This window comes from Nocardioides sp. B-3 (genome assembly GCF_024703895.1).
Classification (GTDB): domain Bacteria; phylum Actinomycetota; class Actinomycetes; order Propionibacteriales; family Nocardioidaceae; genus Nocardioides.
Genome location: NZ_CP087968.1, coordinates 36707 through 54810 on the forward strand (window position 1 = coordinate 36707; position 18104 = coordinate 54810).

The 18104-nt window shown below is 71.1% G+C and carries 17 protein-coding genes and 8 pseudogenes; all 25 read right to left on the reverse strand.

Going from position 1 to position 18104, the window contains the following annotated elements:
* Positions 1-10 precede the first annotated feature (10 nt).
* Positions 11-361: pseudogene (locus tag LP418_RS31990) on the reverse strand (AAA family ATPase); the annotation flags it as partial.
* Positions 358-693, reverse strand: a complete 336-nt coding sequence (locus tag LP418_RS00235) for a chorismate mutase (protein WP_257954804.1) — start codon at positions 691-693, stop codon at positions 358-360. The gene LP418_RS00235 and the pseudogene LP418_RS31990, both read right to left, overlap by 4 nt.
* Positions 639-1067 carry a GNAT family N-acetyltransferase gene (locus LP418_RS00240; RefSeq protein WP_257954805.1) on the reverse strand — a complete coding sequence of 143 codons (429 nt, stop codon included), beginning with the start codon at positions 1065-1067 and terminating at the stop codon, positions 639-641. Before LP418_RS00240 ends, LP418_RS00235 begins: the two co-directional genes overlap by 55 nt.
* Positions 1057-1996 (reverse strand): annotated as a pseudogene (locus tag LP418_RS00245) (RluA family pseudouridine synthase). The gene LP418_RS00240 and the pseudogene LP418_RS00245 overlap by 11 nt, the downstream one beginning before the upstream one ends.
* Entirely contained in the window at positions 1993-2226 is a 234-nt protein-coding gene (locus tag LP418_RS00250) for a signal peptidase II (protein ID WP_336276159.1), read from the reverse strand. Before LP418_RS00250 ends, LP418_RS00245 begins: the two are co-directional and overlap by 4 nt.
* Positions 2171-2509 (reverse strand): signal peptidase II, encoded by a 339-nt coding sequence (locus LP418_RS00255; RefSeq protein WP_257954806.1) that lies wholly within the window; start codon positions 2507-2509, stop codon positions 2171-2173. Before LP418_RS00255 ends, LP418_RS00250 begins: the two co-directional genes overlap by 56 nt.
* A 26-nt stretch (positions 2510-2535) precedes the next feature.
* Positions 2536-2751: a TraR/DksA family transcriptional regulator gene (locus LP418_RS00260; protein WP_257954807.1), complete on the reverse strand. Its 216-nt coding sequence runs from the start codon at positions 2749-2751 to the stop codon at positions 2536-2538.
* Positions 2726-2917: a hypothetical protein gene (locus tag LP418_RS00265; RefSeq protein WP_257954808.1), complete on the reverse strand. Its 192-nt coding sequence runs from the start codon at positions 2915-2917 to the stop codon at positions 2726-2728. Before LP418_RS00265 ends, LP418_RS00260 begins: the two co-directional genes overlap by 26 nt.
* Complete coding sequence (locus LP418_RS00270) at positions 2904-3386, reverse strand: hypothetical protein (protein WP_257954809.1); 483 nt, start codon at positions 3384-3386, stop codon at positions 2904-2906. The genes LP418_RS00265 and LP418_RS00270 overlap by 14 nt, the downstream gene beginning before the upstream one ends.
* A gap of 178 nt (positions 3387-3564) precedes the next feature.
* Positions 3565-4338 carry a DivIVA domain-containing protein gene (locus LP418_RS00275; RefSeq protein WP_257954810.1) on the reverse strand — a complete coding sequence of 258 codons (774 nt, stop codon included), beginning with the start codon at positions 4336-4338 and terminating at the stop codon, positions 3565-3567.
* 136 nt (positions 4339-4474) lie between these two features.
* Entirely contained in the window at positions 4475-4648 is a 174-nt protein-coding gene (locus tag LP418_RS00280; RefSeq protein ID WP_257954811.1) for a YggT family protein, read from the reverse strand.
* Between the two features lie 131 nt (positions 4649-4779).
* The gene (locus tag LP418_RS00285) at positions 4780-5271 is read right to left on the reverse strand and encodes a cell division protein SepF (protein WP_257954812.1); all 492 of its coding nucleotides are present in this window, start codon (positions 5269-5271) and stop codon (positions 4780-4782) included.
* A 67-nt stretch (positions 5272-5338) separates the two neighbouring features.
* The gene (locus LP418_RS30070; protein WP_336275866.1) at positions 5339-6601 is read right to left on the reverse strand and encodes a YggS family pyridoxal phosphate-dependent enzyme; all 1263 of its coding nucleotides are present in this window, start codon (positions 6599-6601) and stop codon (positions 5339-5341) included.
* Positions 6602-7036: 435 nt separating this feature from the next.
* Positions 7037-7983, reverse strand: a pseudogene (gene ftsZ, locus LP418_RS00300) (cell division protein FtsZ); the annotation flags it as partial.
* A 209-nt stretch (positions 7984-8192) separates the two neighbouring features.
* Entirely contained in the window at positions 8193-8948 is a 756-nt protein-coding gene (locus LP418_RS00305; protein ID WP_257954813.1) for a cell division protein FtsQ/DivIB, read from the reverse strand.
* On the reverse strand, positions 8941-9384 hold the full coding sequence (locus LP418_RS00310; protein ID WP_257954814.1) for a glutamate ligase domain-containing protein: 444 nt from the start codon (positions 9382-9384) through the stop codon (positions 8941-8943). Before LP418_RS00310 ends, LP418_RS00305 begins: the two co-directional genes overlap by 8 nt.
* A gap of 215 nt (positions 9385-9599) precedes the next feature.
* Positions 9600-10304, reverse strand: a pseudogene (locus tag LP418_RS00315) (Mur ligase domain-containing protein); the annotation flags it as partial.
* Positions 10301-11371, reverse strand: coding sequence for a UDP-N-acetylglucosamine--N-acetylmuramyl-(pentapeptide) pyrophosphoryl-undecaprenol N-acetylglucosamine transferase (locus LP418_RS00320; protein ID WP_257954815.1), 1071 nt, complete (start codon positions 11369-11371; stop codon positions 10301-10303). The gene LP418_RS00320 and the pseudogene LP418_RS00315, both read right to left, overlap by 4 nt.
* A gap of 12 nt (positions 11372-11383) precedes the next feature.
* A complete protein-coding gene (locus LP418_RS00325; protein WP_257954816.1) occupies positions 11384-12016 on the reverse strand; it encodes an FtsW/RodA/SpoVE family cell cycle protein in 633 nt (210 codons plus the stop codon).
* An 88-nt stretch (positions 12017-12104) separates the two neighbouring features.
* Positions 12105-12650 (reverse strand): annotated as a pseudogene (locus LP418_RS00330) (FtsW/RodA/SpoVE family cell cycle protein); the annotation flags it as partial.
* A 16-nt stretch (positions 12651-12666) separates the two neighbouring features.
* Positions 12667-14076: pseudogene (murD, locus tag LP418_RS00335) on the reverse strand (UDP-N-acetylmuramoyl-L-alanine--D-glutamate ligase).
* Positions 14077-14125: 49 nt separating this feature from the next.
* Positions 14126-15213: pseudogene (gene mraY / locus LP418_RS00340) on the reverse strand (phospho-N-acetylmuramoyl-pentapeptide-transferase).
* Complete coding sequence (locus tag LP418_RS00345; RefSeq protein ID WP_257954817.1) at positions 15210-15791, reverse strand: glutamate ligase domain-containing protein; 582 nt, start codon at positions 15789-15791, stop codon at positions 15210-15212. Before LP418_RS00345 ends, mraY begins: the two are co-directional and overlap by 4 nt.
* Positions 15707-16381, reverse strand: a complete 675-nt coding sequence (locus tag LP418_RS00350) for a Mur ligase family protein (protein ID WP_257957251.1) — start codon at positions 16379-16381, stop codon at positions 15707-15709. Before LP418_RS00350 ends, LP418_RS00345 begins: the two co-directional genes overlap by 85 nt.
* Before the next feature lie 230 nt (positions 16382-16611).
* A pseudogene (locus LP418_RS00355) lies at positions 16612-18017 on the reverse strand (UDP-N-acetylmuramoyl-L-alanyl-D-glutamate--2,6-diaminopimelate ligase).
* Positions 18018-18104: the final 87 nt, after the last annotated feature.

The following is an 18104-nucleotide window of genomic DNA, read 5'->3' on the forward strand; positions in this document are numbered from 1 at the left end:
GGTCGGACCGGCGCTGCCAGCGCATCGCCAGCTCGGCGTCACTCGCCTCGAGGAACACGTGCACGTAGGGCACTCCGCACACCGTGGCCAGCGACCTGAACTGAGCCAGCTCGCGGTCCTCCATGATCAGCTGAGGCAGCACGACGCCGCGACCCGTGGCGAGCTGGGCCGCCATCATCTCCCCGGCCAGCGGTCGCGCCCGGGCGCCGGCACCGACGAAGTCGTCTCGCCACCCGCCCAACAGCGTGCGCAGGACGTCGATGTCGCAGTTGAGCCACCCCGGCCGGGATGCGACCAGCCGCTCCGCGACCGTCGACTTGCCCACCCCCGGCGCCCCGTTGAGGTGCAGGAGGACGCTCACTTCGAGGCGTCCAGTGACTCGCTGATCACCGTGTGCACGATCCGCGCCACCCGCTCGGGACCGAGCTCGGGCGCGATCCGGGCCACGCGCTCCACGATCTCCCGCTCGCGCTCGGCGTCACGGGCCGGATCTGCCACCGCTGAGGCCGCGCGCTTGTGGTCGCGAACGGCGCGGGTCAGGGCCGCGCGCCGAGCGAGGACATCGCCCAGCACGAGGTCCACGTCATCGATGAGCGAGCGGAAGTAGGCCAGTGGGTCTCCCCCCGGCCAGACCATCTTCAGGTCGGGCGCGTGCTCCTCGTTGGCCGTGCCGTCGGTGCGCTCGAGCTCCACGAAGCCATGACGGCGGTAGAACGCGCGCCCGGCTCGTTGATCTCGAAGACCCACAGCCCGAAGCCCTCGGGGCGGACGGACTTGGCGAGCTCGACGAGGGTCGAGCCGATGCCCCCTCGCTGGGCACCGGGGTCGACGTACAGGCCGTCGAGCCGGGTCGGGGTCAGGTTGGCGAAGCCCACGATCGAGCCGCCGGACTCCGCCACCCAGACGTCGCGCTCCGAAGGGTCCCAGCCGCCGACCCGGGCGCGTACGGCGTCTGGCGGGTGGATGCCGGGCGGTATCGCGGCCGCGGCGCGGGCCGCGAGGTAGACCTCGGCGACCGCTGGCAGGTCGGCCTGCTCGGCCAGCCTGATCGACGCGTCAGTGCTCATCTCGGATGACCTCGAGGGCGTGGGCCGGGTCATCGGGGTAGGTCGACTGGTATTCGACGTAGTCGCCGCTGTCGGGGTGCTCGAAGCCGAGCTTCAACGCGTGCAGCCACTGCCGCTCGAGCCCGACGCGCTTGGTCAGCGTGGGATCGGCGCCGTAGGTGATGTCGCCGACGCACGGGTGCTTGAGCGCCGCCATGTGCACGCGGATCTGGTGCGTGCGGCCGGTCTCGAGGTGGATCTCGAGCAGCGAGGCGAAGCGGTGGGCCTCGAGCGTCTCGTAGTGGGTGACGCTGTGGCGGCCGTCGGCCATCACCGCGAACTTGTAGTCGAACTTCGGGTGCCGGGCGATGGGTGCGTCGACCGTGCCGCTGAGCGGGTCGGGATGACCCTGCACGAGTGCGTGGTAGGTCTTGTCGACCGTGCGATGCCGGAAGGCGTTCTTCAGCACGGAGTAGGAGTGCTCGGACTTCGCGATCACCATCACGCCCGAGGTGCCGACGTCGAGGCGCTGGACGATGCCCTCGCGCTCCTTGGCGCCCGAGGTGGAGATGCGGAAGCCGGCGCCGGCGAGGTGGCCGACGACCGTCGGACCGGACCAGCCGGGCGACGGGTGGACGGCGACTCCGACCGGCTTGTCGATCACCACGATGGCGTCGTCGTCGTGGATGATCTTGATGCCCTCGACGATCTCGGGCCGGACCTCCAGCGGGTCGCTCTCCGCGGGGATCGTCACGTCCAGCATCGCGCCGGCGTGCACCCGGTCGCTCTTGCCGACGGCGGCCGAGTCGACCTGCACGAGGCCCCCGGGTGATGAGGTCGGCCGCCTTGGTGCGGGAGAAGCCGAACATCCGGGCCATCGCGGCGTCGACGCGCTCGCCCGCGAGGCCCTCCGGCACCAGCACGGTCCGGTGGTCTTCGTATGCACTCATGCGTTGCTCTCGTCGGTGTTGTCCGAGATGCGCTCGCCGCGCAGGGTCACACCGCGCAGGCTCTGGAGGATGATCACGATCGCGGCGCCGATGATGCACATGTCGGCGACGTTGAAGACCGGCCAGTTGGGCAGCATCAGCCAGTCGATGACATGGCCACGCAGCACGCCGGGGTCACGGATGATCCGGTCGGTGAGGTTGCCGCCGACACCGCCGATGAGCAGGCCCAGGCCCGGGGGACCACAGCGGGCTGGCCAGCCGGAGGCTGAGCACGAGCACGACGCTGACGGCCGCGATCGCCGGGCAGCTCAGCGCGACGGTGAACTCGGTGCCGGTGCTGAACGCCGCACCGGGGTTGTGCGTCAGGTGCAGGACGAGCAGGTCGCCGACGACCTTGATGTCGCGATCCTCGAGCGCCGAGAGCGCCCACTGCTTGGTGCCGATGTCGAGGGCGTAGGCCGCAACGCCGACCAGCGCGAAGAGCCACCACGTGCGACGAGGTCGGGAGTCCACTGAGACCGGACCCGTGTCGCTGGGAATCAGCGACGCTCCTCGCGCTGCTTGCATGACATGCACAGTGTGGCACGCGGGAAAGCCATCAGTCGCATCTTGCCGATGGGCTGACCGCAGGACTCGCAGACGCCGTAGGTGCCGTCGTGGATGCGGCCCGGGGCGCGGTCGATCTGGGCCACCATGTCGCGCTCGTTGTTGACGACCGTCAGCTCGTGGTCACGCTCGAAGCTGGTCGCGCCCATGTCGGCTCCGGTCGTGGCCGGCACCGTCACCGGCGTCGCGCATCAGGCCCTGCAGGTCGTGCTCGGCATCCTCGATCAGGTGCACGAGCTTGTCCCGCTGGGAGTGGAGCTCGGTGAGGACCTCCTTGACGTCCGCGTCGGTCCGGGCACCCTCACCCTCCTTCACCGCGAGGGAGGAGATGGGCGCCTTCTTGGTCGTCTTCTTCGCCGGCGCCCCGGTGGCCGCGGGGGCCGCCTTCTTGGCGGGCGTCCTCTTTGCCGGCGTCTTGGCCACCGGGGCAGTCGCCACCGCCTTGGCGGGCGCGACCTTCTTGGCCACGGTCTTCGCGGGAGCCTTCTTGGTTGGGGCGGCCTTCTTCGCGGCAGCGGCCTTCTTCGCAGCCGGGGCGGCCTTCTTCGCGGGAGCGGCCTTCTTCGCAGCGGGCGCAGCCTTCTTGGTCGGCGCCGCCTTCTTCCGCAGCCGGGGCGGCCTTCTTGGCGGGCGCCTTCTTGGCCGGCGCGGCCTTCTTCGCGGGCGCCGCCTTCGTGGCGGGCTCCGCGGCCGCCGCGGTCTTGGCCGCGCCGCGTCGACCGATCACCTTCTTGGCCGCTGCAGCAGCGGTTCCGGCGAGGGACTTGCGAGTGCTGCGTGCCATGGAAGGGGCCTCCTTGTGGGCCATCAGTCGTGTGGGCTGAGCCACATACGTGGCAGGAGGGTAGTCGCTGGCGGAGCACTGCTCCAAACGGCTCGCCCATGGGGGTGAGAACGGCCGGCCCCGCGTGGGGACCGGCCGTTTCTCGACGTTCGTGTCGTGCGTGCTGCGCGGGGGCTGATCAGCCCTCTTCTTCGCCCAGGATCGAGCGCAGGCGCTTCGGCGCGGGAGCATCGCCGGTGGGCATGTCGGCCACCGAGGACGTGCCCTGCAGCGACTCGAGCTGCTGGGTGAAGTAGGTCTTGAGGCGCGAGCGGTATTCGCGCTCGAACGAGCGCAGCGTCTCGACCTCCGCGTTGAGCTTGTCACGCTCCTTCTCGAGCTCGCCGAACATCTGCTGGCGACGCTCGGCGGTCTCGGAGTCGAGCATCTGCGAACGCTGGCGGGCGTCGGCCTCGAGGCGGTCGGACTTGGACTTCGACTCGGCCTCCAGACGCTCGGCCTTGGTGCGGGCAGCGCCCACGACCTTGTCGGCCTCGTTCTTGGCCTCTTCGACGAGCTCGTCGGCATTGCGGGTGGCGAGCTCGAGCAGGCGGGCCGCGGCGTTGGACGCCTGCGGCACCGTCTCGACGCGGATGGTCTCGACGCCGCCGACGGGAGCGGCAGCAGCAACCGGCACGGGTGCGGGAGCAGGAGCCGGCACCGGCTTCTCCTCCTTGACCGGCTCGGGCGCGACCACGGGGGCAGGCACCGGAGCGGGTGCGGGAGTCGGCGTCGAGGCACCGGACTGGGCCGCCGAGAGCTTGGACCGGAGGTCCTCGTTCTCCTTGGTCAGCCCGGCGAGCTCGGCCTCGACCTCGTCGAGGAACTGGTCGACCTCTCCCATGTCGTAGCCCTCACGGAGACGGACAGGAGTAAAACGCTTGTTACTCACGTCCTCAGGCGTCAGCGGCATGACCTCACCCAAACTTTCACGTCGGCGAACTGTTGATAGAGATGAAAACACGGTGCACACAAAGTCCGGTGCAACCACACACACTAGACCCCGCAGCAGGTGCCGCGTCAGTGACCCGTGTGACTGGTGGTTCTGATCAAGTGCTGTTGATCAGCGTCATGGCTATCACGCGGAGAAGCAAGTAGGCGGCCACCATCACGATCAGGAAGCTGAGATCCAGCGTGAAGTTCCCGATGCGCAGGGGCGGAATCACCCGGCGCAGGGCCTTGATCGGCGGGTCCGTCACGGAGTAGACGACTTCCAGGACCACCGGGGAGCGCGCCGCGGGGGACCAGCTTCGGGCGAACACTGGACCCAGTCGACGATGAAGCGGATCCACAACAACGCGATGAAGATCCAGACGGCGACGTACAGGATCAGTCCGACAACTTGCACGCGCACTCAGCTCTGGTTGAAGAAGCCGTTCTCCGCGATCCGCTCCTTGTCCTCGGTCGACACCGAGACGTTGGGCGGGGAGAGCAGGAAGACCTTGTTGGTCACGCGCTCGATGCTGCCACGCGTCGCAAAAATCAGGCCGGCCGCGAAGTCGACGAGACGCTTGGCGTCGTTGTCGTCCATCTCGGAGAGGTTCATGATGACGGGGGTGCCGTCGCGGTAGTTCTCCCCGACGAGGCGGGCCTCGTTGTAGTTGCGCGGGTGCAGGGTGGTGATGCGGCTCAACTCGGCAACTACTCCAGGAGAGACCGAGGCCGGACGCCGGCGCTCGGAGAGGTCGGAAACGGGGGCGGGACGACGCTCGCGCGCAGCCGGCGCGGGACGCTCGTCCACCGCGTCGTGCTGGCTGGTCTCGTAGTCGCCGTCCAACTCGTCGTACTGACCGGAGTCCTCGAGCAGGCCGAGGTACTCGCCGATCTTGCGCATTGCGCCGCTCATGACAGTGGTCCTCCGGTTGCCGCGGCACGTGGGCGTGCTCGCGAGTTGTGTACGTCTGTTCGCGACATTACTGGACCGAGGGCCTCGGACCGAGGACCGCGGAGCCGACACGCACGCGTGTCGCGCCGTGCTTGATCGCAGCCTCCGTGTCCCGGCTCATTCCGGCGGAGAGGTCGGTCGCCCCCGGGTGCTCCGCCATGAACTCCGCACGGATCGCGGCCAGCCGGCGGAAGGCGGCATCGGGTTCCTCGCCCAGCGGCGCCACGGCCATCAGCCCGCACAGCCGCAGCGACCCGGAGTCCTCGACGGCCGCCGCCAGCGCGGACAGGTCGGAGGGCTCCGCACCAGCGCGGTGCTCGGCGCCGGGCGGATCGAGACTGACCTGCAGGAGTACGTCGACGCCGTGGCCGCGCTCGTGCGCACCCCGTTGCAGTCCACCGACGAGCTTGGGCCGGTCCAGCGACTCGACGACATCGGCGTAGGAGGCGACCGCCGCGGCCTTGTTGCTCTGCAGACCACCGATGAAGTGCCAGCGCAGGGGCAGGTCGCCACACTCGGCTGCCTTGGCCGCGGCCTCCTGATGACGGTTCTCCCCCACGTCGCGCACGCCGAGGTCGGCCAGTATCCGCACGTCGGAGACCCCGAAGTTCTTCGTGACCACGGTCAGCGCCACGTCGTCCGCATCTCGCCCGGCCGCCTCGCATGCGGCATCGATGCGGCGGCGTACGGCGATGAGGTTGGCCGCCAGCTCCTCGCTGCGTTGCGTCATGAGATCTGCTCGTTCAGAACGATCAGTTCCCATGACGTCCGGAGCGGAGAGCCAGATGACGCCGGCCGGGCGACCGGCGGCGGCGCCGTCGCGGCGGTAGGAATGAAGGTCGGGATCCTCGCGCGTGCACCGGTCGACCGACGTGAACGCGATCCCCTCGGCGGCGAGCTGGGCACGGACACCAGCGCCGATGTCGAGCGAGGGCGTACCCCGGGACGTCTCGGCGAACGACTCGGGAACGAGCGCTGCCACCTCCGCGCGCATCGACTCGGGCACTTCGTAGCAACGCCCGCACACGTGCGGTCCGACCCGAGCGGTGATGTCGGTGGCGCCGAGCGTGCGCATGCGCGCGACGGCCGCGGGCACGACGCCGGCCACGAGTCCGGGCCGACCGCTGTGCACGGCGGCGATCACTCCCGTCGTGGCGTCGGCCAGCAGCACCGGGACACAGTCGGCCGCACGCGTGACGAGTGCGACGCCGGTCTGGGTGGTGACCAAGGCATCGGCCTGCTGCGGCGACCCGTCGAGATCGGAGACCGTGGCGACATCGGCTCCGTGCACCCGGGTGCATCCGAACCACCCGGGCGCCACAGGCTTCGCCGAGCGCTGTCAACGCCTCGTCGAGTCTGCGGACGTCGGTGTCCGACCCCTCCCCCACGTCGAGAGAGGAATCGGTGAAGGCCACGTCGACCCGGGACGTGGTCGACGTGGCCTCCAGCGTGTCGCGGAAGACGAACACCTACTTCAGGAAGTCCGGCACGTCGAGCTCGTCGTCGTCGAACTGCACCGAGCGGCTCGGCCTCGGCGCGGCGGCCGGGGTCGAGGGCTGGATCGTCGGCTGGGCGGGCGCGGGGCTCGGCGTCGTGCGACCCACGACGGAGTCGGGCGTCGTGGACCGGCTCGCGGCCACCGCCTCGGCGGCGGCGCGGGTCTCGGCCCGGGTCTGCACCGGCACGCTGGGGCGCAGGACGTTGCCCTCGGTGCGGCGCTTCGGCATACCGCCGTCGAACCCGGCCGCGATCACGGTCACCCGCACCTCGTCGCCGAGCGCGTCGTCGATGGTGGCGCCGAAGATGATGTTGGCCTCGGCGTGCGCAGACTGCGACACCGGGGCGGCGGCCTCGTTGATCTCGAAGAGGCCGAGGTCGGAGCCACCGGCGATCGAGAGCAGCACACCGTGCGCACCCTCGATGGACGCCTCGAGCAGCGGGGACGAGACGGCCTGCTCGGCGGCTTGTACGGCGCGGTCCTCACCGCGAGCCGAGCCGATGCCCATCAGGGCGGAGCCGGCGTTGGCCATCACGGACTTCACGTCGGCGAAGTCGAGGTTGATCAGGCCCGGCGTCGTGATCAGGTCGGTGATGCCGGAGACACCCTGCAGCAGCACCCGGTCGGCCTGCTTGAAGGCGTCGAGCACCGAGACGTTGCGGTCGCTGATCGAGAGCAGCCGGTCGTTGGGGATGACGATGAGGGTGTCGACCTCTTCGCGGAGCTGGCTGATGCCCTCCTCCGCGGAGTTGGCGCGACGGCGGCCCTCGAAGGCGAACGGGCGCGTCACCACACCGATGGTCAGCGCACCGAGCGAGCGGGCGATCCGGGCAACGACCGGAGCACCACCGGTGCCGGTGCCGCCGCCCTCGCCTGCGGTCACGAACACCATGTCGGCGCCCTTGATGACCTCTTCGATCTCGTCGGCGTGGTCCTCGGCGGCCTTGGCGCCCACCTCGGGGTTGGCGCCGGCACCGAGGCCGCGGGTCAGGTCGCGGCCGATGTCGAGCTTGACGTCGGCGTCACTCATGAGCAGGGCCTCGGGCGTCGGTGTTGATCGCGATGAACTCGACACCCTTGAGGCCGACGTCGATCATGCGGTTCACGGCGTTGACGCCGCCTCCACCGATACCCACGACCTTGATGATCGCCGGGTAGTTCTGTGCTGCTGCCATGGCTGCAGGCCTCTCGTGAATGGGGGTCGAATCAGGGTTTTCGGGGGAAGTCGTCCGGTTGACATGTCCTTGCCCTCGGAGCCGGCGAACCCTAACGGTCCACCTGAGGGTTATAGTTATGTCAACCTCGCGTTGGACATGACTGTAGGCAGATCGATCCGGCCACCTCCGGGACGACACGCCGCCACCACGCCGGCAGCGAAAGTTTTCTACAGCGTCGGCCCGGTGACCGGGCTGGCGGGGACGCTGACGTCGTAGACCTTGGCGTCCCGGTTCTGCAGCAGCGTCACCAGCACGGTGGCCTTGAGCTCGCTCTCCTCCGCGCTCCCCCACAGCACCTGCCGACCGTCGCGCAGCACGAGCGTGATCTGGTCGATGGTCTTCACCTCGACGTGGTCGACGCGGGCAGCCAGGTCGTCCGGCAACGCTGAGACGACACCGGCCGCCTCCTTGAGCGCGTCGGTGCCGGCCGTGGTGGTCGGGCGCACGCGCGGCAGGCCGAGCGGCGCGGCCTTGTAGTCACGGAAGACGATGCCCTCGGCGTCGAGGCCGCGGATCTTGCCGGCCAGCTCGACCACCGCGACCGCGGTGCGCTCCGTGACGGTGATCAGGACGCCGTCCGGCCGGGCCCGGGTGACGTCGACGTCCTTGACCTCCGAGAGCGTGGCGACCCGGCGGGCGGCGTCGTCGAGGTCGACGAAGGCCAGCTGCTCCCCCTCGGGCACGGCAGCGATCCGCAGCACCTTCTGCTCGGAGAGCAGCTCGTTGCCGGCGACCTCGACCTTGGAGACCGAGAGCGCGGCCGAGAAGAACACCAGCCAGCCGGCTGTCACGACCAGCGCGACGAGGAGGACCGACGCGACGGCGTACTTCCACCTCATCCAGCGGCGTGCCCACTGACGACGGGCGAAGCGCTGGCGCGTGCGGAGCTCGGCGCGGGCCTCGCGGGTCGTGGTGTCAGGCATCGCGCTCCCGGAGAAGCGCCGGGACGGGCGCTGCCAGCTGGGTGACGCTGCCCGCTCCCGGGGTCAGGATCACGTCGCCGGGGCGCGCGCGGCGCACCAGCTCGGCCGGCACGGCATCGAAGTCGGGCTCGAAGTGGACCCGCTCGGACGGCAGGGGTACGGCGTCGGCGACCGGGCGTCCGGTGACGGCCGGGTCTGCGTCCTCGCGGGCGAGGTAGACGTCGAGCACGACGACCTCGTCGGCGGCGCCGAGTGCCTCGCCCATCAGCGCGCCGAGGGCCTTCGTGCGGGAGACGAGGTGCGGCTGGAAGGCAGCGATGACCCGCCCCGATCCGGCCACCGACCGGGCGGCCTGCAGGTCGCCGGCGATCTCGGTCTGGTGGTGGGCATAGCTGTCGTAGACGCGCACACCGTCGACCGTGCCCTTGAGCTCCATCCGGCGGGCCGTCCCGGCGTACGTCGCCGGGCCGGCGCGCAACGCATCGGCGTCGAACCCCGGGGGCGGTGCCGAGGGCGAGCGCGCCGAGGGCGTTCATGACGTTGTGCTCTCCGGGCACGAGCAGGTCGACCCCGAGGTCGGCCGGGGGTGAGGTCGGCATCGGCCGAGCGGCCGTAGGTGAGCACCCGCAGCCCGGCGGCGCGGGCGGTCTCGGCCAGCTCGCGGGTGGCGTCGGAGTCGGCCCAGGTCACGAGCAGTCCGTCGGCGTCGATGCGGCCGACGAACTCGGTGAACGCGGCGCGGTAGGCCGCCTCGGTCCCCCACTGGTCGAGGTGGTCGGCCTCGATGTTGGTGACGATCGCGGCATGAGGTGAGTAGACGAGGAAGGCGCCGTCGCTCTCGTCGGCCTCGGCCACGAAGAGCTCGTCGGAGCCGGCGTCGGCGTTGAGGCCGGTCGACGAGAGCAGGCCGCCGATGGCGTAGGCCGGATCGGCGCCCGCGTGCCGGAGTGCGGCGGCGAGCAGGCTGGATGCCGACGTCTTGCCGTGCGTGCCGGCCACCGCGAGCACGCGCTGGCCCGCCATCACCGCGGCGAGTCCGGCGGACCGGGGCAGCACCCGCAAGCCGCGGCGCTGGGCCTCGAGCACCTCGGGGTTGTCCTCGCGGGCGGCCGTGGTGACCACGACGGTGTCGGCGTCACCGAGGTGCTCCGGGGCGTAGCCGAGGTGACACGGCACGCCGAGCTCGCGCAGCGACGGCAGGAAGGGAGTGTCGGCGTTGTCGCTGCCGGTCACGGACACGCCGCGCTTGGCCATGATCCGGGCGATGGCCGACAGACCGGCGCCGCCGATGCCGATGAAGTGCACCCGCCCGAGCTGGTCGGCGGGGAGCAGCACGTCGGGGACGGGGATCCTCATCGGGTCGCCCCCGGGATCATCCGCGCCAGCTTCTCGTCGGCGTCGAGCGGGATCACGCCGGCCGCCGCCGCGCCCATGGCGTCGAGGCGGGCCCGGTCGGTGAGCAGTCCGGGCAGCGTGGCCGCCACCCACTCGGGGGTGAGGGCGGCGTCGGCGACGAGCAGCCCGCCACCGGCGTCGATGACCGCGCGCGCGTTGAGCTCCTGCTCGCCGTTGCCGATCGGGAGCGGGACGTAGACCGCGGGCAGGCCCACGCCGGAGACCTCGGTGACGGTGTTGCTCCCGGCCCGGCACAGCACGGCGTCGGCCGCGGCATAGGCGAGGTCCATCCGGTCGACGTACTGCTCGATGACATAGGTGCCGGCGCCCGCGGGCGGCTCGACGGTGTGCTTGGGGCCGACCACGTGGAGGACCCGGACGCCTGCGTCGGCCGGGGACGGCGCGGACTGCGAGATCGCGGCGTTGATGCGAGCGGCGCCCCGGGAGCCACCGGTCACGAGCAGGGTCGGCCGGTCGGCGGCGAGCCCGAAGTGGGCGAGCGCCTCGGCCCGCAGGGCGGCCCGGTCGAGGGTCGAGATCATCCGGCGGACCGGCAGCCCGACGTGGGTCGCGTGCGGCAGCGCGGTGCCGGGGAAGCTGGTGGCCACGTGTCGGGTCAGGCGGGCGCCCAGCTTGTTGGCGACGCCGGGGATCGCGTTGCCCTCGTGCACCACCAGCGGCAGCTTGCGCGAGCGAGCGGCGAGGTAGGCCGGGACCGAGACGTAGCCGCCGAACCCGACGATCACGTCGGGACGCACCCGGTCGACCACGTCGAGCGCGGCCTTGCGCGCAGACCGGAGGCGACCGGGAACGCGCATCAGGTCGGCGCCGGGACGCCGCGGCAACGGCACGCGGGGCACGAACTCCGGGGGCAGTCCGGCCTCGGGGATCAGCCCGGCCTCGAGCCCTTCACGGGTGCCGAGACAGGTGATCTCGATGCTCGGGTCGAGGCGACGCAGGGCGTCTGCCGTGGCGATCAGGGGCGAGGTGTGTCCGGCGGAGCCACCGCCGGCGAGAAGGATGCGCATGTCAGGGGAAATCTAGCGGCCGGCCGACAGCCCCGCCGAGCGGTTGCGCTTGCGGGCGGCGAGGGCGCGGGCGGCTTCGGGCTCGCGGCGGGCGAAGCCGATCAGCAGACCGAGCGCCACCAAGGACGGGACCGGGGCCGATCCGCCGTAGGACACGAGCGGCAGCGGGATGCCGATGACGGGCAGCACGGCAAGGACCATCCCGACGTTGATGATCATCTGGCCCAGCAGCCACACGACGATGCCGAAGGCCATGTAGCGCACGAACGGGTCGGAGGTCCGCATCGCGATCCGGAGTCCGGCATAGGCGATCGTGAAGAACAGGCCCACCACCAGCAGCGTGCCGACAAGACCGAGCTCCTCACCGAGCACGGCGAAGATGAAGTCGGTGTGAGCCTCCGGCAGGTCTCCCCACTTCTGGTTGGAGCCGCCGATGCCCTGACCGAACCAGCCGCCTGTCGAGAGGGCGTAGAGGCCGTGGGCAGGCTGCCAGCCCGCGTCGTGGTAGTCCTTGAACGGGTCGACGAAGTTGGTCAGCCGCTCGAGTCGCTCGGAGTTGGTCGTCGCCATGAACAGGGCCAGCGCTCCGATGCCCAGCATCGCCGGGGCGAAGAAGCGGGCCGGTGCGCCGACGACCCACAGCATCGCGAGCAGGATGGCGAAGAGCACCGGGGGCGGTGCCGAGGTCGTTGCCGAGGACGACGAGTCCGATGACCATCACCATGCCCGGCACGACGGGCACCATGATGTGGTGCAGCTCGCCGAGCCGCCGGTCCTTGTGGGCGTAGATGTGCGAGGCCCACAGGATGATCGCGAGCTTGGCGATCTCGGCCGGCTGGATCGCGACGGGTCCCAGCGAGAGCCAGTTCTTGTTGCCGTTGATCAGCACCCCGAAGCGTGCCACCGCGATCAGCAGCACCAGTGCGGTGAGGAAGCCGGGGTAGGCCAGACGCCGCAGGTGCTTGACGGGCAGCCGGGAGGCGACGAAGGCGGCGGGCACCCCGATCGCCACCCACAACAGCTGCCGCTTCACCACGGCGTAGGAGTCGTCGAGGTAGCGGTAGCTGTAGACGCTGGACGCGCTCAGCACCATGATCAGGCCGATCGACAGCAGCAGCGCCGATGCACCGAGCAGCAGGTAGTAGGACGACAGCGGGCGGTCGAGGGCGGCGCGCAGCGCTCCCACCGAGCCCCGGATGGAGGAGCCGAACGGGCGATGGACGACCTCGTCGGCTGCGGGAGCGGCGGTAGAGCTGGGGGTCGGGGTCACGGTGGCCATCGGCTCCCCTTCCTCGTCAGTCTCCGGTCAGCCGGCGTTGCACCGCGGCGGCGAACTCGTCCCCGCGGGCGCCGTAGTTGGCAAACATGTCCATGGAGGCACATCCCGGCGCGAGCAGCACGGTGTCGCCCGGGCGGGCGAACTGTGCGGCCGCGTCGACGACGCGATCCATCAGTGATCCAGTCTCCCCGTCGCCGATCTCGATGACGGGCACATCGGGCGCGTGTCGCGAAAGCGCGTCGGCGATCACACGGCGGTCCCGACCGAGGAGTACGGCGCCGCGCAGCCGCCCCCGGACCGACTGCACGAGGTCGTCGAAGTGGGCGCCCTTGGCGAGCCCGCCCGCGACCCAGACCACGGACTCGTATGCCTGCAGCGAGCTCATGGCGGCGTGCGGGTTGGTGGCCTTGCTGTCGTCGACCCGGGTGACGCCGTCGGCCTCGGCGACGTGGGCGATGCGGTGGCCGTCGGGCTTGAACGAGCGCAGCCCTTCGCGGACGGCCTCCTGCGAGACCCCGTGCGATCGGGCCAGCGCCGCCGCGGCCAGCGCGTTGGCGACGAAGTGCGGGGCGGGCGAGGCGAGGTCGGCGATCGTGCAGAGCTCGGCGGCGGTGCTGGCGCGCTGCTCGATGAAGGCCCGGTCGGCGAGGAAGTCCTCGACGATGCCCACCATGCCGACCGAGGGCATGCCGAGCGTGAAGCCGATCGCCCGGGCGCCCTCGACGACGTCGGCCTCCACCACGAGGCGCTCGGTCTCGGGGTCAGCCACGTTGTAGACGGCCGCGCTGCACGCGCTCGTAGATGCGCCCCTTGTCGGCGGCGTAGTCGGCCATGGCGTCGGGTCCGTCGTACCAGTCGAGGTGGTCCTCGGCGAAGTTGAGCACCACCGCGGACTCGGCGCTCATCGACTGCGTGTAGTGCAGCTGGAAGCTGGAGAGCTCGACCGCGAAGACGTCGTAGGGATCGGGGTCCATGACCGCCTCGACGACCGGGCGGCCGACATTGCCGACGGCCGCGCTGCAGGGCCCGCGGCCCGCAGGATCGAGTCGAGCATCTGCACGGTGGTGGTCTTGCCGTTGGTGCCGGTGACGGCCAGCCGAGGTGCGGCGTGCTCGGGGTCGCGGAGTCGCCACGCGAGCTCGATCTCGCCCCAGATCGGGATGCCGCGGGCGGAGGCCCGGGCGAGCAACGGCGCGGACGGCTTCCACCCCGGTGACGTGACGAGCACGTCGACGTCGTCGGGCAGCGTGTCGGTGGCGCCCTGCTCGAGCCGGACGGTCGCGCCGAGCGTCTCGAGAAGCTCGGCCTTCTCGGCCTTCTCGGGGGTGCTGGTCTCGTCGAGGGCGGTCACACCGGCGCCGAGGAAGAGCAGGCTGTCGGCTGCCGCGAAGCCGGAGACGCCGAAGCCGGCGACGACCGCGCGCACGCCGTCCCGGGGGTGTGGCGACCCGGGGAGTCGAGATTGACGGGGTGATTCATCCGATGCCGGCGACCCATTCGGCGTAGAAGATCCCGAGCCCGGTGGCCACGCAGAGACCGGTGAGGATCCAGAAGCGGATCACGACCGTGACCTGCTCCCAGCCGAGCATCTCGAAGTGGTGGTGCAACGGCGTCATCCGGAAGATTCGCTTCCCGGTGCCGGTGAAGCGCCGGGTCGCCTTGAACCAGCTCACCCGGATCATCACCGACAGGGTCACGGCGACGAAGAGCCCGCCCGGGATGATCAGCAGCATCTCGGTGCGGGTCAGGATCGCCCGGGCCGGCGAGGGCGCCACCGAGGGAGAGCGAGCCGGTGTCGCCCATGAAGATCTGCGCGGGCGAGGCGTTCCACCACAGGAAGCCGAAGCAGGCACCGGTGATCGCGGCGCTCACGACCGCCGGGTCGAGGGGGTCGCGGACGGTGTAGCAGGTGGGCCCCGGGGAGAGCGCACGACTGGCTGTTCTGCCAGATGTTGACCAGCGTGTAGGCCGCGAACACCGGGATGCAGCAGCCCGTCGCGAGGCCGTCGAGGCCGTCGGTGAGGTTGACCGCGTTGCTGGTGCCGGTGACGACCACCCAGATGAGCAGCACGACCGGGACGGTGGGCAACGCCCGGGAGTCGAAGTCGCGGATGAAGGAGAGGTGGTGGGAGGCCGGCGTCTCGCCACGGTCGTCGGCGAGCGCCGGCGAGAGCGCGAGGATGCCGAAGCTGATCGCGATCACGGTCTGGCCGATGATCTTGGCCCGGCTCCGCAGTCCGAGGCTGCGCTGGCGACTGATCTTGATGAAGTCGTCGAGGAAGCCGACCGTGCCGAGCCCGACGAAGAGGAAGAGCAGCAGCATCGCCGACGCCGACGGCATCTGCATCGTGATCAGCTTGGCGGTGAGATAGCTGACCACGGTCGCCGGGATGATGACCGGGCCGCCCATGGTCGGCGTGCCGCGCTTGGTGTGGTGCGTGGTCGGTCCGTCGTCGCGGATCTCCCGGCCGTAGCCACGGCGCGCGAGCACCACGATCGCGTAGCGGGTGCCGATCAGCGAGATCAGCAGGGACAGTCCACCACCGAGCAGGATTGCTCTCATCGGGTGCTGCTCCCTTCTGCGGTTGTGTCGTCCAACGGTGGGTCGAGGAGCGCTTCGGCGACCAGCTCGAGCGCCGCGCCTCGTGATGCCTTCACCGGGACGACATCGCCAGCCGCCACATTCTGCCGCAACCAGTCGATCGCCTCGCCGCGCCCCGCCGTGACAATTGCCTCACCGCGCCAGGCTCCCTGCTCGGTCGCGGCGGCCGCCATGTGCGCTGCCATCTCACCGATGGTCAGGAGTACGTCGACGTCCGCCGCCGCAGCAGCGGCACCCACCTGCCGGTGGGCGCTGACGGCGCCGTCGCCGAGCTCGAACATCTCCCCCAGCACCGCGATCGTGCGTCGTCCCGCCTGCCCACGGATGCCGCGCAGGAGGGACAGCGCCGCGGCCATCGACTCGGGGTTGGCGTTGTAGGCGTCGTTGATGACGGCGGCGCCGTCCACGCGGTCGTGCAGCTCCATCCGCCACTCGGACGGCGGTCGCGCGTCGGTCAGCCCGTCGGCGACGGCATCGAGGTCGAGGCCCCGGGCGAGCGCCATCGCGGCCGCCGCGAGGGCGTTCTCGATCTGGTGCATCCCGAGCTGGGCGAGGTGCACGGTCGCGCCGCTCCCCGCCACTGCAGGTCGAACGAGGGCCTCCCGAGGTCGTCGGTGAAGACCTCGGTGGCGCTGACGGCGCCGCCGTCGCCGAAGTCGACCACGGTGCCGATCGTGCGCGGCGCCATCGCCGCGACCAGCGGATCGGTGGCGTTGAGCACCGCGGTCCCGTCTGCGGTCAACGCCTCGACGATCTCGCCCTTGGCCTCGGCGATCGCCTCCCGGCTGCCGAACTCGCCGATGTGGGCGGTGCCGACGTTGACGACGGCCGCGACGTCGGGCGGGGCGATGCGGCACAGGTGGGCGATGTGGCCGACTCCGCGCGCGCCCATCTCGACGACGAGGTGCATGGTCTCGCGACCGGCACGCAGCACGGTGAGCGGCACGCCGATCTCGTTGTTGAAGTTGCCCCGCGTGGCGATCGTCGGCCCGTCTCCCTCGAGGATCGCGGCCGGGTAGTCCTTGGTGCCGGTCTTTCCCTGCGAGCCCGTCAGTGCGTACGTCGTCGTGTCGGCCAGCGAGTCGTGCACGTGTCGCGCCCGGGCCACCCGGGGCCGTGACCACGTCATCGACCACCACGGTCGGCACACCCGTCGGCCGACTGCCCAGCACCGCCACCGCACCGGCGGCGATCGCCTGCTCGGCGAAGTCGTGGCCGTCGACGCGCTCCCCGCCGGGGCGACGAACAGGCCGCCCTGCTCGGGTGTGCGGGTGTCGATGAACGCCCCGCCCGTCACGGTCGCGTCACCGTGGGTGGTGCCGCCGACGACGTCGGCGATCTCGGCGAGGGTCATCGGGATCATCGGGTGGCCACCGCTTCGCGGGCGACGACACGGTCGTCGAACGGGTGCACCTCGCCGTGGATCTCCTGCCCCGTCTCGTGCCCCTTGCCGGCGATCAGCACGACGTCGCCGGGCGCTGCTCGGCGTGCGGCCTCGACGATGGCCGTACGGCGATCGCCGACCTCGACCACCTCGGCCACACCGTCGACGGTGCCGGCGAGGACGGCCGCGCGGATCGATGCCGGGTCCTCGGTGCGCGGGTTGTCGTCGGTCACGATCAAGACGTCGGCGAGCCGGGCCGCGATCTCGCCCATGATCGGTCGCTTGCCGGGATCACGGTCGCCGCCGGCGCCGAGGACCACGATGACCCGACCGTCGGTGAGCGGACGGAGCGTGGCGATCACGGCCTCGACGGCGTCAGGCTTGTGGGCGTAGTCGACGACCAGCACGAAGTCCCGGCCGGCGTCGACCTGCTCGAGACGACCCGGGACTCCGCCACCCCGGCCGATGCCGTCGGCCACGAGCGCGACGTCGAGGCCGGCCATCGCGGCGGACGCGATGGCGGCGAGCGCGTTGGAGACGTTGAAGGCACCGGGGACCGGCACCCGGGCAGGGCGGCGCTGCCCGCCCGGACCGACGACGGTGAAGGTCGCGCCGTCGCCGGCGAGCTCGATGTCGGTGGCCTGCCAGTCGGCCGGGCCGCGGGTGGAGAAGGTCTGCATCGGGATGGTCGCCTCGTCGAGGAGCCGGCGGCCGAACTCGTCGTCGATGTTGGTCAGGCCCCGCCGGGCGCGCTCGGGCGTGAAGAGGGATGCCTTCGCGGCGAAGTAGTCGTCGACGTCGGTGTGGAAGTCGAGGTGGTCGCGGCCGAGGTTGAGGAAGGTCGCGACGTCGAAGACCACACCGTCGACGCGGCCGAGGACGAGCGCGTGGGACGAGACCTCCATCGCGCAGACCTCGACACCGCGCTCGCGCATCAGGGCGAAGAGGCCGTGCAGGTCGGGTGCCTCGGGCGTGGTCAGCGCGGTCTTGATGTCGGTGCCTGCGACGCGGGTGCCGACGGTGCCGATGACCGCGCCCGTGATGTCGACGGACTCGAGCCCGTCCTCGAGCAGTCGGGTCGTGGTCGTCTTGCCCCGGGTGCCGGTCACGCCGATCATCTGCATCGCGCTCGCGGGCTCGCCGTAGATCCGGGCCGCCACCGGCCGAGCACCCGCCGGGGCTGGTCGACGACGATCGCCGCGGTGTCGGGCGGCAGCAGTGCCGCGCCGGCCGGATCGGTGAGCACGCCCACGGCGCCGGCCGCCGGGGCGGCCACCGCGAAGTCGGCTCCGTGCGCACGGGCGCCCGGCAGTGCGGCGTACAGGTCTCCCGGCTGGATGCGCTGGGAGCTCAGCGAGATGCCGGTGACCTCGGCCTCCATCGCGCCCACGACCCGCAGCGGCGTCAGCGTCTCGAGCCACGCCGCGAGGTCGCGGAGCTCGGTCGCGGTCGGCGACCCGGGGCGACC

Bases quoted from the DNA above. Each gene is read 5' to 3' on its own strand.
- LP418_RS00240 (WP_257954805.1), bottom strand. From the start codon at position 1,067: ATGAGCACTGACGCGTCGATCAGGCTGGCCGAGCAGGCCGACCTGCCA.
- LP418_RS00260 (WP_257954807.1), bottom strand. From the start codon at position 2,751: ATGGGCGCGACCAGCTTCGAGCGTGACCACGAGCTGACGGTCGTCAAC.
- LP418_RS00270 (WP_257954809.1), bottom strand. From the start codon at position 3,386: ATGGCACGCAGCACTCGCAAGTCCCTCGCCGGAACCGCTGCTGCAGCG.
- LP418_RS00275 (WP_257954810.1), bottom strand. From the start codon at position 4,338: ATGCCGCTGACGCCTGAGGACGTGAGTAACAAGCGTTTTACTCCTGTC.
- LP418_RS00285 (WP_257954812.1), bottom strand. From the start codon at position 5,271: ATGAGCGGCGCAATGCGCAAGATCGGCGAGTACCTCGGCCTGCTCGAG.
- LP418_RS00305 (WP_257954813.1), bottom strand. From the start codon at position 8,948: ATGCCTGACACCACGACCCGCGAGGCCCGCGCCGAGCTCCGCACGCGC.
- LP418_RS00310 (WP_257954814.1), bottom strand. From the start codon at position 9,384: ATGGAGCTCAAGGGCACGGTCGACGGTGTGCGCGTCTACGACAGCTAT.
- LP418_RS00320 (WP_257954815.1), bottom strand. From the start codon at position 11,371: ATGCGCATCCTTCTCGCCGGCGGTGGCTCCGCCGGACACACCTCGCCC.
- LP418_RS00325 (WP_257954816.1), bottom strand. From the start codon at position 12,016: ATGCTGTGGGTCGTCGGCGCACCGGCCCGCTTCTTCGCCCCGGCGATG.
- LP418_RS00345 (WP_257954817.1), bottom strand. From the start codon at position 15,791: ATGCACCAGATCGAGAACGCCCTCGCGGCGGCCGCGATGGCGCTCGCC.
- LP418_RS00350 (WP_257957251.1), bottom strand. From the start codon at position 16,381: ATGACGTGGTCACGGCCCCGGGTGGCCCGGGCGCGACACGTGCACGAC.